The organism is Streptococcus anginosus subsp. whileyi MAS624, from assembly GCF_000478925.1.
Taxonomy (GTDB): Bacteria; Bacillota; Bacilli; order Lactobacillales; family Streptococcaceae; genus Streptococcus; species Streptococcus whileyi.
Map to the genome: position 1 here is coordinate 2,041,755 of NZ_AP013072.1, position 12,978 is coordinate 2,054,732.

Below are 12,978 nucleotides of genomic sequence, written 5' to 3' on the forward strand. Positions count from 1 at the left end.
GTTACACTAGACACAGAAATTGATGAAAGAGAAAACGCATGAAACCCAAACTTAAACGCTTTGAAACGGCTAAGCTTTTTTCTTGCCCTTTTTGTCAGCAAGCCTTGTTTTTATCAGAAAATAGTCTCAAATGCAAAAATAAGCATTCCTTCGACTTGGCAAAGTTTGGCTATGTCAACTTGGCTCCACAGGTGAAGCAATCAAAAGACTACGATAAATCCAACTTTCAAAATCGACAATTGATTCTCGAAGCAGGATTTTACCAGCCAATTTTGAAGAAATTACTAGAAATTTTATCATCTTTACCACAACATGGTAATCTGCTGGACATTGGTTGCGGAGAAGGCTATTATGCTCGAAATTTGCAAGCACAATTACCAGATAAACATATCTATGCATTCGATTTGTCAAAAGAGTCTATTCAACTAGCAGCCAAAAGCGACCACAGCCTGACGGTAAATTGGTTTGTTGGAGATCTGGCGCACATCCCTATTCAAGATGCTAGCATGGATATGATTTTAGACATCTTCTCTCCTGCCAATTACCAAGAATTTCAGCGCGTCTTGCAGAAAAACGGCTTGCTCATTAAGGTGATTCCTAGCAGCCAACACTTGCAAGAAATTCGTGGTATCGTTGCCGAGCAATTAACCAACACAAATTATTCCAACCACAAAATCATTGAGCATTTTGAGGAAGCCTTTACCATTACGAATTCTTATGACGTTGCAGCTACTTTCAGCTTGAGAGAAAACGAGAAAGCGGCACTTCTTCACATGACACCGCTTCTTTTTAATATTGACATTGATAAAATAGATTGGTCACCATTAACTGGCATCACGATTGCTGCAAAGATTTTAGTTGGTCAACAGAAATAAAGCAAAAAGAGGTGAAAACAGATTGCTGCGAGATACAGCAGTCTATTCAACCTCTTTTTATATGCCTCGATTAAAAGCTAACCAAATCATTCCCAAAGCTAAAACAATATAAGCAATCAACGCCAATAACCGTTGCCCCACTTGATAAGCTCTTCTTTCCCCACGGACTGGAAAAATAACCGCACACAAAGCGCCTCCGACTGCACCACCTAAGTGTCCTGCCAGACTAATTCCCGGTGTCAAACTCAATACCAAATTCATAACTAGAAGAACTAAGTATGACTGGCCGAGTTGCTGAATGTAAGGATTTCGCACCGCGTAGCGCAAAGTAATAATAGCACCAAAAATCCCAAACAAAGATGTAGAGGCACCTGCTGCCACAGCACTTGGAGTGAAAAAAAAGACAAAGACATTTCCTAAAATACCAGACATCAAGTACAGAAACAGAAAATTCCACGAGCCAAAAATATCCTCAGCTTGTCGTCCGATAAAATACAGCGTAATCATATTCATCACAAAATGCTCCAAGCCGATATGAACAAAAATCGCCGATACCAAGCGCCAAATCTGACTTGGAAAATATTGAATCGTTCGACCATTCATTGCCCCAAATTCATAAATCGTTTGGGTGCTAGCATAATTAAAGCCACGCAACAGGAACATTGCTAGGAAAACTCCTGTCGTGATAAGCAACAATAAGTTCGTTACTGGATAACGTTTATCATAAATTTTATTCACAAATCAATACCTTCTGAACGGGAATATCACAATCATCTGGTTGAAAATCAACTAACTGGTAAAGATAAATTGTACTTACTGTCATCCCTTTAAAATCAGCCAAATAGCGGTCATAATAGCCACCTCCATAGCCAATACGATAGCCTTTTTTGTTAAAAGCAACACCTGGAACATGTATCAAATCAATATGAGATTTTTCCACCGCTCGTTCACTTCTTGGTTCCCAGATACCAAAAACAGTCAATTCCAAGTCATTTGGATTATAATCTACAAAAGTCATGCGCCCTTGGGGATAAGTCTTAGGGACCAAAACCCGCTTGCCATCTGCTTGAGCCTGCCTGATGAAAATCCTTGTATCAAACTCGTGTGGCAAAGATAAATAAGTAGCAACTGTTCTAGCTTGTTGATAAGCAGAAGATTCCAGCAAGTACTGAGTGAGCAAAGCATCTCTCTGCTGTTTTACTATCAATTCCTGCTCTTTCATTTTTCTGACTATAGTTTTGCGCAAATCTGCCTTCATTTATCTTCTCCTCAATCAGAAACATTATCAACATTCTCAGCCCATTATTCATTAACTTTTGCACTTAAAAACTTCCCAAATTTTTCAATAGCAAAAGGCAGGGCTGCTTCATCTGGCGCCATTTTGGGATGATGAAGTGCGTAAGGACTATCAATTCCCAGCCAGAACATCACACCCTTGACTTTACTGAGCAGATAGCCAAAGTCCTCACCGGTCATTGCGGGTGAAATATCAATCATGTGCACGCCATTCTCTTTTGGGAAAAAATTCATACATTCAGCAGCCAGTTCAGAATCGTTTTCCACAGGAAGATAACCGCCTTGTTTCAACTCCAACTCAAGCTCTACACCAAAAGACTGCGCTACTCCTTCAGCGATTTCCCGCAGGCGTTTTTGAGTGAGCAAATTCATCTCCTGCGTCAATGTTCGAATGGTTCCGTGCAGAAAGGCAGTTTCAGCAATCACATTATTCGTTGTTCCAGCATGGAATTCACCAAAGGTGACGACAGCTCCTTCAATCGGATCTACATTGCGACTCACAATGGTCTGAACCTGAGTGATAAAATAGCTAGCTGCTACCAAAGCGTCATTAGCATTATGTGGAAATGCAGCATGACCACCCTTGCCCTTAAAAGTTAATTTAACTTCACAAGTCCCTGCAAAAAGTGTACTAGTATTCGTAGCAATATCTCCTACCTTGAGGTCAGGCCGCACATGAAGCCCATAAAATTCATCTGGCAACCAGTCACCAAAGGCTTCGTCCTCATACATCAGCATGCCCCCAGCTTCATTTTCCTCAGCTGGTTGGAAAAGAAAAAGTAGATTATTCTTAGGCTGCTCAGTAGTTAGTTGCTCCAACAAACCCAGAGCGATTGTCATGTGCATATCATGCCCACAGGCATGCATACGTCCCTCATGTTGACTAGCAAAGGCAAACCCTGTCTCCTCAACAATCGGCAAACCGTCAATATCTGTCCGCCAGCCAATCGTCTTAGCAGGTGTACTGCCTTTGACAAAGACCAAAATTCCCGTACGCCAAGTCCGAATCTCAACGAAATCCAAGCCAGCAGTCAACTCATCAATTATTCTCATCAGATAGGCATGAGTCTTATACTCTTCCAGTCCAATTTCCGGAATTTGATGCAAGTATCGGCGAATTTTTTGATAATCAATCATACATTTCCCTCTTTAAAGTGTCCGAAGAGCGTCTTCCAATGCTGTTTTCTGCTGGGTTTGTTCATCAATTTTCTTAATCACACGCGCAGGCACACCGGCTACAACAACATTTTCTGGCACATCTTTCGTCACAATAGCCCCTGCAGCGACGACAGAACCATTGCCAATCTGCACTCCTTCAATAACGACAGCATTGGCCCCTATCAAGACATTGTCCCCCACTCGGACAGGATCTGCGCTGGCAGGCTCAATGACACCGGCAAGAACAGTCCCAGCACCCACGTGGCTGTTTTTTCCAACAATAGCTCGACCACCCAAAACGGCTCCCATATCAATCATCGTTCCAGCACCAATTTCAGCTCCGATATTGATAACAGCTCCCATCATAATCACGGCATTATCACCGATTGCCACCTGGTCGCGGATAATAGCTCCTGGCTCAATCCGAGCATTGACCTCACGCTTGTCTAACAGCGGCACGGCAGAATTTCGAGCATCCTGCTCCACCACATAGGTTTTATTCTCTTCTAGGTTAACCAAAAGAGGTTTAATTTCCTCCCAGTCACCAAAGAGAACATTGCCCAATTTGACAACAGAATCCGGTACTTCGCCCGCTAGTTTTCCTTCAAAAGTCACTTTTACATTTGTCTTTTTCTTAGCATCCGCTATAAACTGAATAATTTCCTGTGCGGTCATTTTAGTAGCTGGCATAAGCATTCCTCACTTTGATTTAGTATTAAGGGTTATTATAACATAAAATCAAGCATTTCATCATATAAAAGCAAAAACACCACAAGTTTAACACATGTGATGTTTTCGTTAAATTTATTGGATGTTCTTCAACATATTTTCGATGTGCTCAATAGATTTTTCACGTCCAAGCAGGTAAATGGTGTCTGGTAATTCTGGACCGTGCATTTCGCCTGAAACAGCGATACGAATTGGCATAAAGAGGTTTTTGCCTTTGATACCCGTTTCTTTTTGCACTGTCTTGATTTGTGGGAAGATATTTTCCGACTTGAAGTCTTCATCACTCATAGCTTCCAATTTTTCTTTAAAGGCTTTCAAAACCGTTGGTACCGTTTCGCCTGCCATAAACTCTTTTTCTTCTGCCGTTAGCTCTGGGAAATCTTCAAAGAAAAGGTCTGTGAGCGGTACGATTTCATCTACAGACTTCATTTGTGGTTTGTAAAGTTCAACTAATTTTTCAGCTTTGTCAGTCAAACGACCAGCCGCTTCCAAGTAAGGCTTCGCCATATCAAAAATGGTTTCAAAATCCGCATTTTTAATGTATTCATTGCTCATCCAGTCTAATTTCTTTTGGTCAAAAGCAGCCGGAGACTTGCTGAGACGATGTTCATCAAAGAGTTGGATCAATTCTTCACGAGAGAAGATTTCATTTTCACCGCCAGGATTCCAGCCAAGGAGGGCAATAAAGTTGAAGACGGCTTCAGGCAGGTAGCCTTTCTTACGGTAATCTTCGATAAATTGAAGCGTGTTTGTATCACGTTTGGACAATTTCTTACCCGTTTCGGAGTTAATAATCAAGGTCATGTGACCAAATTGTGGCGCTTCCCAACCGAGCGCTTCGTACACCATGAGCTGCTTAGGGGTATTGGCAATGTGGTCATCTCCACGAATGACATGGGAAATTTTCATCAGATGGTCATCTACCACAACCGCAAAATTATAAGTTGGATAGCCGTCTTTTTTCTGGATAACCCAGTCACCACCGATGTTGCCACCTTCAAATTCAATCTCACCTTTGACAAGATCGTTCCACTTGTAAATACCAGATTCATTGACCACAAGACGAACTGTTGGAACAATGCCTGCTGCTTCACGCTCTGCGATATAAGCTGCTTTTTCATCTTCAGACATTCCTAGATATTCATTGATGTAGCGAGGTGTTTCTCCAGCAGCTTCCTGACGCTCACGCTCTGCTGCCAGCTCTTCCTCCGTCACATATGATTTGTAAGCCAAGCCTTTTTCAAGTAATTCATTGATATAGCTTTGGTAAATGTCCAAACGTTCAGACTGGCGATATTTTTCATGCGTTTCTGGACTCTCATCCCAATCAATTCCTAACCAACGCAGATTTTCCAACTGCGAACGTTCCCCGTCTTCCACATGGCGTTTACGGTCAGTATCTTCAATCCGAATGATAAAAGTTCCGCCGTAATGACGAGCGTAAAGATAATTAAAGAGCGCAGTCCGCGCATTCCCGATGTGTAACAGTCCCGTTGGACTTGGTGCATAACGCACACGAATTTGATTCGCCACTTTTATGTCTCCTCGATTCAAAATATCATTATTTTCATTATACCATAACTAAGAAGAGACGAAAAGGCTGAGCAACAGCCTTTTCATTATAGATATTTACCAGTTACATGCAAAACTTCGCAAACTGCTTGAAGATTCTCTTTCGTTAAAATATTATTTTCTGAAAGTTCCTTACCACTAATACGTTGCAAATCCAAAGCAATATGTGCCGCTTTATCCGCTGTTTCAATCAGACCAAAACAATCCTGATAATCACGACCAGTAGATAAAACACCATGTTTTGCCCACACAACTAATCGGTGATCTACTAGTTCTTTTGCAGTCAACTCCCCAATCGTTTGAGTTCCTGGAACTTCCCAAGGTAAAACTGCAATCCCATCTGGAAAAACAACAATTGATTCCGTCAATACTGACCATAAATCAAATGTTAAAGAGCGACTGGTCACCTGATGAAGTAATGAATAAAGGACAATATTTGTTGCATGATTATGAATCACAACACGTTGCTCACTATCTTGCTGTAACCGAGCGGCATGTGCTAATATATGCATAAAAATCTCACTTGTTGGTCGCTTTCCATCTTTGAAACCAGCAATAAGTTGATAGCCTTGCTTAGTTAATTTTATGATCCCTGTATCTATCTCTGGCTGATGATGTAAATATCGAAAATGACTTCCAGAAGCTGTTATGAGAAGATATTCTCCCACCATATTATGTGGTATTTCCATTACTGGGATCTCTGTCTGTTCTTTATCCATAATAGGATAATTAGTCGCTTGCAGATCATCTTTCAAACGAAGTATTTCTTCTTTTTTTAAACGATAACTGACATTTCCTCCATTATATTCATCCCAGCCTTTTTTCCACATATCATAAGTTACTTCCAACAATTCTGAAATATAATTTGGATAATTCATTGATTCCCCTCTCTTTTTACGAAACGCTCTTTACGGCTTTCCTCCCATTCTTGAAAAATATTTTTGGGCTGAAGATACAAACCTATTCCTAAAGCTACAGCTGTCCAATATATATTTTGAAAAATAATCGATCCTACAAATATAATGGTTGCTGCCAGTAACAATAACTTCTCTTTCATTTATTGCTCCTTTACTTTTAGTGTTTGATTATATTTTTCACGATCTTTCAAAAGCCAAATATATAGCCCCAGCCATAGGATGAACAAAACAACCGAAAGAAGTTTTCCTTGAAAAAGAGTAGCTAATATGTAGCGAATATCTGGTCCTTCAAAAGTTGACCAAGAAATCAGTCCTTGATTTTTCAATGTCCCAGTTTCTTTTGCAAGTCGTGTCATGTAAGGTGTGAAATATGTTGCTCCATAAAGGAAAAGCGGAGTAGAAATCAAACCATGAATAATCATCCGAAGAACATTGCCGTTGGTTAATAATAATGATCCAACAACAAAGGAAAGATTGATAATTCCTGCAAATGGTAAAACGATATTACCAGGAAGTACAATCGCACCAATCAATAAGAAAGGAATCGTACAAATAACCGCTACCCATAGCTCATTGCGCCCACCTAAAATAGGCCAATCAAGTCCAATATAGACCTCTCTATCTTCAAATTTTTCTCTCATAAAGTCAGATACAGCTTCTGAAATTGGAGAAAGAGCTTGTGAGAACAGTTTGGAAACCATTGGAAAGAGAGTCAAAGCCGTCGCAGCCTGTACAGCCAAGGTAAGAGCATATTTGATACCATTACCTGAAGCCAAACCAAGTGCTAATCCAATAATAGCTCCCATAACAGAATTTTCACCAAAAACTCCAATCTTTTCCTTGAGAGTATCTGCGTCAAATTGTTTATTGAGAATAGGGATTTTCTTTAATAACTCATCAATTGGATGGAGCAGAACAGCAATAAGACAGATAAAGTGAGGAACGGTAACGCCTGGAATACCAGTTAATCGTTCCACCTCAGGTGCAAAAGCATCTCCCAATTTTAATTCTAGTACAATAATTACAGCTCCTGCTAAAAGACCAAAAATCACATTATTTGTAAAGTAAGTCACAATAACTGCTGTAAAAATTTTGTTCCAGACATTCCATAAGTCTACATTTAGAGTTTTAGTTTGATTCATTACTAGCATTAAAAAGTTAATACCTAATTGAATAGGAAAGAGTAGAAAAGCGTATGGCCATGCCCAACTAATAGAAGCTGCACCGGACCAGCCAATATCTACCGCTGTAAGAGACAAACCTGTATGGGTCGTTAAATCATTTGCTGCTTTTCCCATACTAGTCATAATGAAATTCACCAAAATTCCCATTCCTGTAAAAGCAATCCCTAAAGTAAGGGCAGCTTGAAAAGCATCTCTGAATTTCATTTTCATGCAAAGTCCGACAATCAACATCAAGAAGGGAACAAAAACAGCAGCACCTAAATCCAAAATATATTGGACAATTATTTTTAATATATCCATTATTCAAATCTCCTTTATCAACTATCAACTTTTCAAAAATTGAATAATCTTATCCAGTTCCTGTTTTTGTCCCATCCCTGTTAGAAAAGCAATACCATTAAAAACAGGAACTCCATAATCTTTCTTTGCTTTTACAATAGAAATGTAGCCATCTGCTTGCTGGAGATGATGTTCCAACGATTTCATATCTACTGCCTCAATCTGACAAGAAATCCCTGCTTCCTTAAGTAGACGTTCTACTTTTGATGCTACTGTTTGAGAAGTAGCGACTCCTGAACCACATGCTACAATCAATTTTTTCATGATTGTATCCTCCTTTAAATATTTAGTTTCCACATAAATGATAGATTTCCTCTTCACTTTTCGCTTGTTTCAAATTAGTAAGAAAAACAGTATCTGAAAACAACTCCATCAGTTCAACTAATAATCCTGTTTGTTGTTTTGGATCACTAATTCCTAAAACCAATACAAATTCAGCATTTACAAGTACATCATCTGTTCCCATCTGCACAAAAGAAATCGGAGTTTCTAATTTGTTAAAAAAGATAAAAGGTTTTAAAACATGCTCTGCATACGTATGAGGTATCGCAACAGCCGTGTTCTCTAATTGTAACCCCGTTGGAAATTCTTTTTCCCTCTCTAAAAGAGCTGCCTCAAAACTATCTTTTACGTACCCTTTTTGAATCAGTTTTTGCGATAATTTCCTAAGTAATGTTATTCTGTCTGGTGCAGTTTCAACTAGATTTATAAGATCTAGATGCATCATTTGAGTCATTATTTTCATATTCTATCCTTCTATTTTGTTAAATGGTATCAAAAGTTGCAGGAGCAAATAAAGATTTTTTTAATTCTTCTAATGTTTGTGCTTGCCCCAATTGTTCAATATAGCTGGCGCTATCCACTCGTGAGTAAATCTCAATCAATGCCTCTTTATAAGTTTCTAAATCTCGCTCTTCAATCGCGATTAGTAAAATAACTTTAACAAAGTTTACTCCCCATAAAATGGGCTTATCAAGTGTCATCATAATCAATTGCGAATGATGAACAAATTCTGGGTTTGCATGAGGGAGAGCAATTCCTGTATACGTACTCGTAATCCCTAGTTCTTCACGTTGATAAATAGAATCAGTATAGTGTTTATCGGCTAGATTCGCTGGATGCGATAATTGGATAATTTTATCTAAGCATTCTGACACATTATCAACTTTTTGATGAAGATAGATTGTCCTAGCCAATAAATGATTTACTAAAGATTGAGAATAAACTTCGTTATTCTCTAATAATCGTAAAATCTTTCGACTACTTTTAGTAATCTTCAAATAAGATTGTTGAATTTCACGACGCTGTATATCTGTCAGTACCGTTCCAACGTGAATATACTCTTTAGGATAATCAGGTAAATCAACCGAACTGATTACTAAATCTAGAGAGTCAACATCAAGCTCTGCAAGCTCGGCTGGTGTTAATTTCACTATCTTATCATCACTAGAAAACAACTTTCTCAATTGGCTGACAATCAATTCTGATGTGGCAACCCCATGTTGACAGACGATATATATCGTTGACGGTTGGCTCTTTTTTTCGACTGCAATTGCAAAATGAATCGTTAGAAACGCCACTTCCACATCCGTTAATTCAATCCCAAAATATTCATTTAGAACTTTCACAGCCAACCAGACAACGTGATAAAGCACGCTATACTGTTGTTTGATTTCTTCAGTGATGAGATTAGATAAATGAATACGATTACGTAAACGAAAAACCATTGGCTGAATGTGGTTGAGTAACATCTGATATAAATGCTCATCATCGGAAAAATCAACATCAATTAGCTCACTCACCATTGCAATAAATGCATGAACAGTAGTTTCAAACTTTTCATCCGTTAATGGACGAAGCATCTCATAACCCACAGATAGAAGTGATCGTGTCAACGCAGCAATCTCTGCCTCTGGAAGACTAGAAATCTCTACTTTCAAAACAGAAGCTAAAAGCTCACTCGCAAAAAGGTACGATTCATACAATTTTAAATTATCTAGTATCTTTGGATTGGTTTCTTTCAAAAATGATTGACTTTGATATCGAGTTTTTGCAATCCATAAATCCCACACTAAATAGGGCTCATACTGTTCATTGATTTGAAAATGATAAGCTTTAGAAAAATGTCTTACTTTCGCTAGAATCTCTGCTTGATCTGACTTATGAATATTTGCTATCTGCTGAGAGGATACTAAATAATTTCTCAGAAAAATCCGAATATCAGCTTCATCTCCTACCACTCGAACTTTATCACCTTTTTTGGCTAACATAAGATTTTCTCTATGCAATTTGTGCTCCAGTTTCTCTAAACTTCGCTTAACTGAACTTTCACTAATATAATGCTCTATTGACCAATCTAAAATATCAAGTTCACTATGTTCCAAGAATAAGGCAGAAACTAAATTCTCCTCTCTTTCTTCCGGCGACCATTTTTCTTTCCCCAGATTATTCTTTTTTTGTTCAATCTCTATAATCAATTGAGAACAAACCTGTTTATCTGCCACTAAGCGAGTTCCAAGACTTGGTACTTTTTCTAAAGATGCATTTTTACTTGCCAAAAACGTTTGAATAATTTCAAAATCCGTATAAATCGTTTTTTTGGACACTGAAAAAACTTTTGCCAATTTCTGTGCTGATACATATTTTTGCTGACGCAATAAATACTGCATGATATTCATTTGTCGAATATTCATTTGCCACCTCCCTCAAGGAGCTCTTTCATTATCTATTATATGCTAGCTTTTGCTCGAAAAAAAGGCAAGATAGTTCTACAATCATGTAGTAATCTTGCCCTGATTTAATTATTTATACAATTCTGTATTATAGAAAACTTAATACAGAACAAACTATTGATTATAATACCGTTCTAGCCGAACAGAAGAAAATGTTCTATACATTTCAGAAATCAATGGAAAGACTCTAGAACAATCAGCAATTTTAATAAATTTTCTGAACTTCAAATCTGTTGCTCACTGATTTCATTATATCACAACAACTTTTCAACTGATTTCAAAGAGAATATCACCCAAACACCTTCTTCAGCACTTCTCCAATTGTTGTCACACCTATAACTTCAATATTTTCGGGAATATTCAATCCATTCAGAGAGTTTTTAGGAGCGTAAACTTTTGTGAAGCCCAGCTTAGCAGCTTCATTGATACGTTGCTCAATGCGATTAACACGGCGGATTTCGCCCGTCAGACCGATTTCACCAATAAAACATTCTTGTGGATTCGTTGGCAAATCTTTATAACTCGAAGCAATTGCAACGGCGACAGCTAAGTCAATAGCTGGCTCATCCAATTTGACACCGCCTGCTGACTTGAGGTAGGCATCTTGATTTTGCAATAATAGCCCTGCTCGCTTTTCCAAAACAGCCATAATTAGACTGGCGCGATTGAAATCCAATCCTGTCGTTGTCCGCTTGGCAGTGCCAAACATAGTAGGCGTCACCAAAGCCTGCACTTCCGCAAGGATTGGACGCGTCCCCTCCATGGTCACCACGATAGAAGAGCCTGTTGCTCCATCTAAACGCTCCTCTAAGAAAACCTGGCTAGGATTGAGCACTTCAACCAGACCACCTGACTGCATCTCAAAAATGCCGATTTCATTCGTAGAGCCGAAGCGGTTTTTGACCGCCCGCAAAATACGAAAAGTATGCTGTCGCTCACCTTCAAAATAAAGTACCGTATCCACCATGTGTTCCAAGGTTCTAGGTCCAGCCAGAGTGCCCTCTTTCGTCATATGACCGACAATAAAGATGGCAATATTGTTGGTTTTCGCCAACTGCATCAGCTCCGCGGTCACTTCTCGGACTTGCGAAACCGAGCCTTGCACACTAGAAATTTCTGGCGATAGAATCGTCTGAATGGAGTCTATAATCAAAAAATCTGGTTTAATTTTTTCAATCTCAGCACGAATACTCTGCATATTGGTCTCAGCATAGAGGTAAAACTCGCTGTCAATATCGCCCAGCCGCTCGGCCCGTAGCTTAATCTGCTCGGCAGACTCTTCCCCACTGACATACAATACCGTTCCCTTGTGAGAGAGCTGGGTAGAAACCTGCAATAAAAGGGTAGATTTCCCAATGCCTGGGTCTCCTCCGATTAGAACTAAACTTCCTGGCACCACGCCACCGCCCAAGACGCGGTTAAATTCATCCATATCTGTCTTGGTACGGTTGACATTGAGAGAAGTCACCTCCGCTAACTTCATCGGTCGACTTTTTTCCCCTGTCAGAGAAACACGCGCATTCTTAATCTCTGTAACTTCAACCTCTTCGACAAAAGAAGACCAAGCCCCACAGTTAGGGCAGCGCCCTAGATACTTGGAGGAATGATATTCACAATTTTGACAAACAAATGTCGCTTTTTTCTTGGCTATGATAGATTCCTCTTTCTTAATGCCCCGTGCTTCCAAAACCACCTGTCCGCACACCATCTGCTTCATCATTATCAGTAAGCAAAAACGGTGAAAAGACAGCTTGAACGATACGATCTTCTTCTTCTAAAACCACTTCTTGATCTGTAATGTTCTGCATTTGCGCAAAAATGTGCCCTTCATTTCCCGGATTGCCATAGTAATCCCCGTCAATAACGCCCACAGAGTTAATCAACACCAATCCTTTTTTACGTGGATTAGAGGAACGATCATAAAGATAAAGCACCTCACCAGCCTGCATATAAGCCTTGACACCTGTCGGCACCAACTTAATCTCTTTTGGCGCAATCACTGTACGCTCTGCCACTTTTAAGTCATAACCAGCCGCATGAGCCGTCTCACGCTTTGGCAGTAAATTTTCATTTGTAAAGCTTGAAACAAGCTCAAAACCACGAATTCGCATATTTTTCTCTTTTCTACTTTTGCTTCCCCTATTATACTAAATTCGTAAACAACACGCAAAATGCA

At 39.4% G+C, this 12,978-nt stretch carries 14 protein-coding genes; 1 reads left to right on the plus strand and 13 read right to left on the minus strand.

From position 1 onward, the window contains the following. Positions 1-38: 38 nt before the first annotated feature. Positions 39-875 (plus strand): putative RNA methyltransferase, encoded by an 837-nt coding sequence (locus tag ANG_RS10135; protein WP_003033459.1) that lies wholly within the window; start codon positions 39-41, stop codon positions 873-875. A 57-nt stretch (positions 876-932) separates the two neighbouring features. On the opposite strand, the gene ANG_RS10140 is transcribed toward ANG_RS10135, so the two are convergent. From ANG_RS10140 to ANG_RS10200, 13 genes are all read right to left on the minus strand, one after another. Beyond that, positions 933-1,613 (minus strand): rhomboid family intramembrane serine protease, encoded by a 681-nt coding sequence (locus ANG_RS10140; RefSeq protein ID WP_020999442.1) that lies wholly within the window; start codon positions 1,611-1,613, stop codon positions 933-935. Beyond that, positions 1,606-2,133 carry a 5-formyltetrahydrofolate cyclo-ligase gene (locus tag ANG_RS10145; RefSeq protein ID WP_003033441.1) on the minus strand — a complete coding sequence of 176 codons (528 nt, stop codon included), beginning with the start codon at positions 2,131-2,133 and terminating at the stop codon, positions 1,606-1,608. Before ANG_RS10145 ends, ANG_RS10140 begins: the two co-directional genes overlap by 8 nt. Positions 2,134-2,177: 44 nt before the next feature. Continuing rightward, positions 2,178-3,308: an N-acetyldiaminopimelate deacetylase gene (locus tag ANG_RS10150; RefSeq protein WP_003033472.1), complete on the minus strand. Its 1,131-nt coding sequence runs from the start codon at positions 3,306-3,308 to the stop codon at positions 2,178-2,180. 12 nt (positions 3,309-3,320) lie between these two features. Next, entirely contained in the window at positions 3,321-4,019 is a 699-nt protein-coding gene (gene dapD / locus ANG_RS10155; protein ID WP_003033482.1) for a 2,3,4,5-tetrahydropyridine-2,6-dicarboxylate N-acetyltransferase, read from the minus strand. Positions 4,020-4,133: 114 nt separating this feature from the next. Beyond that, positions 4,134-5,591 (minus strand): glutamate--tRNA ligase, encoded by a 1,458-nt coding sequence (gene gltX, locus ANG_RS10160; RefSeq protein ID WP_003033469.1) that lies wholly within the window; start codon positions 5,589-5,591, stop codon positions 4,134-4,136. A gap of 86 nt (positions 5,592-5,677) precedes the next feature. Further along, positions 5,678-6,508 carry a rhamnulose-1-phosphate aldolase gene (gene rhaD, locus ANG_RS10165; protein ID WP_003033460.1) on the minus strand — a complete coding sequence of 277 codons (831 nt, stop codon included), beginning with the start codon at positions 6,506-6,508 and terminating at the stop codon, positions 5,678-5,680. Continuing rightward, positions 6,505-6,687 (minus strand): hypothetical protein, encoded by a 183-nt coding sequence (locus ANG_RS10170; protein WP_003033455.1) that lies wholly within the window; start codon positions 6,685-6,687, stop codon positions 6,505-6,507. The genes rhaD and ANG_RS10170 overlap by 4 nt, the downstream gene beginning before the upstream one ends. Continuing rightward, positions 6,688-8,031 carry a PTS galactitol transporter subunit IIC gene (locus tag ANG_RS10175; protein ID WP_003033480.1) on the minus strand — a complete coding sequence of 448 codons (1,344 nt, stop codon included), beginning with the start codon at positions 8,029-8,031 and terminating at the stop codon, positions 6,688-6,690. It lies immediately after the preceding gene. Between the two features lie 24 nt (positions 8,032-8,055). Next, a complete protein-coding gene (locus ANG_RS10180; protein ID WP_003033436.1) occupies positions 8,056-8,334 on the minus strand; it encodes a PTS sugar transporter subunit IIB in 279 nt (92 codons plus the stop codon). Positions 8,335-8,356: 22 nt separating this feature from the next. Further along, positions 8,357-8,809, minus strand: coding sequence for a PTS sugar transporter subunit IIA (locus tag ANG_RS10185; RefSeq protein ID WP_025272016.1), 453 nt, complete (start codon positions 8,807-8,809; stop codon positions 8,357-8,359). Between the two features lie 25 nt (positions 8,810-8,834). Then, complete coding sequence (locus tag ANG_RS10190) at positions 8,835-10,763, minus strand: BglG family transcription antiterminator (protein WP_003033444.1); 1,929 nt, start codon at positions 10,761-10,763, stop codon at positions 8,835-8,837. A gap of 328 nt (positions 10,764-11,091) precedes the next feature. Next, on the minus strand, positions 11,092-12,510 hold the full coding sequence (radA, locus tag ANG_RS10195; protein ID WP_148290565.1) for a DNA repair protein RadA: 1,419 nt from the start codon (positions 12,508-12,510) through the stop codon (positions 11,092-11,094). Then, positions 12,470-12,913, minus strand: coding sequence for a dUTP diphosphatase (locus ANG_RS10200; RefSeq protein ID WP_003033465.1), 444 nt, complete (start codon positions 12,911-12,913; stop codon positions 12,470-12,472). Before ANG_RS10200 ends, radA begins: the two co-directional genes overlap by 41 nt. Positions 12,914-12,978: the final 65 nt, after the last annotated feature.

Bases quoted from the DNA above. Each gene is read 5' to 3' on its own strand.
- radA (WP_148290565.1), bottom strand. From the start codon at position 12,510: ATGGTGTGCGGACAGGTGGTTTTGGAAGCACGGGGCATTAAGAAAGAG.
- dapD (WP_003033482.1), bottom strand. From the start codon at position 4,019: ATGCCAGCTACTAAAATGACCGCACAGGAAATTATTCAGTTTATAGCG.
- ANG_RS10175 (WP_003033480.1), bottom strand. From the start codon at position 8,031: ATGGATATATTAAAAATAATTGTCCAATATATTTTGGATTTAGGTGCT.
- ANG_RS10135 (WP_003033459.1), top strand. From the start codon at position 39: ATGAAACCCAAACTTAAACGCTTTGAAACGGCTAAGCTTTTTTCTTGC.
- ANG_RS10190 (WP_003033444.1), bottom strand. From the start codon at position 10,763: ATGAATATTCGACAAATGAATATCATGCAGTATTTATTGCGTCAGCAA.
- rhaD (WP_003033460.1), bottom strand. From the start codon at position 6,508: ATGAATTATCCAAATTATATTTCAGAATTGTTGGAAGTAACTTATGAT.
- ANG_RS10180 (WP_003033436.1), bottom strand. From the start codon at position 8,334: ATGAAAAAATTGATTGTAGCATGTGGTTCAGGAGTCGCTACTTCTCAA.
- ANG_RS10145 (WP_003033441.1), bottom strand. From the start codon at position 2,133: ATGAAGGCAGATTTGCGCAAAACTATAGTCAGAAAAATGAAAGAGCAG.
- ANG_RS10150 (WP_003033472.1), bottom strand. From the start codon at position 3,308: ATGATTGATTATCAAAAAATTCGCCGATACTTGCATCAAATTCCGGAA.
- ANG_RS10200 (WP_003033465.1), bottom strand. From the start codon at position 12,913: ATGCGAATTCGTGGTTTTGAGCTTGTTTCAAGCTTTACAAATGAAAAT.
- ANG_RS10170 (WP_003033455.1), bottom strand. From the start codon at position 6,687: ATGAAAGAGAAGTTATTGTTACTGGCAGCAACCATTATATTTGTAGGA.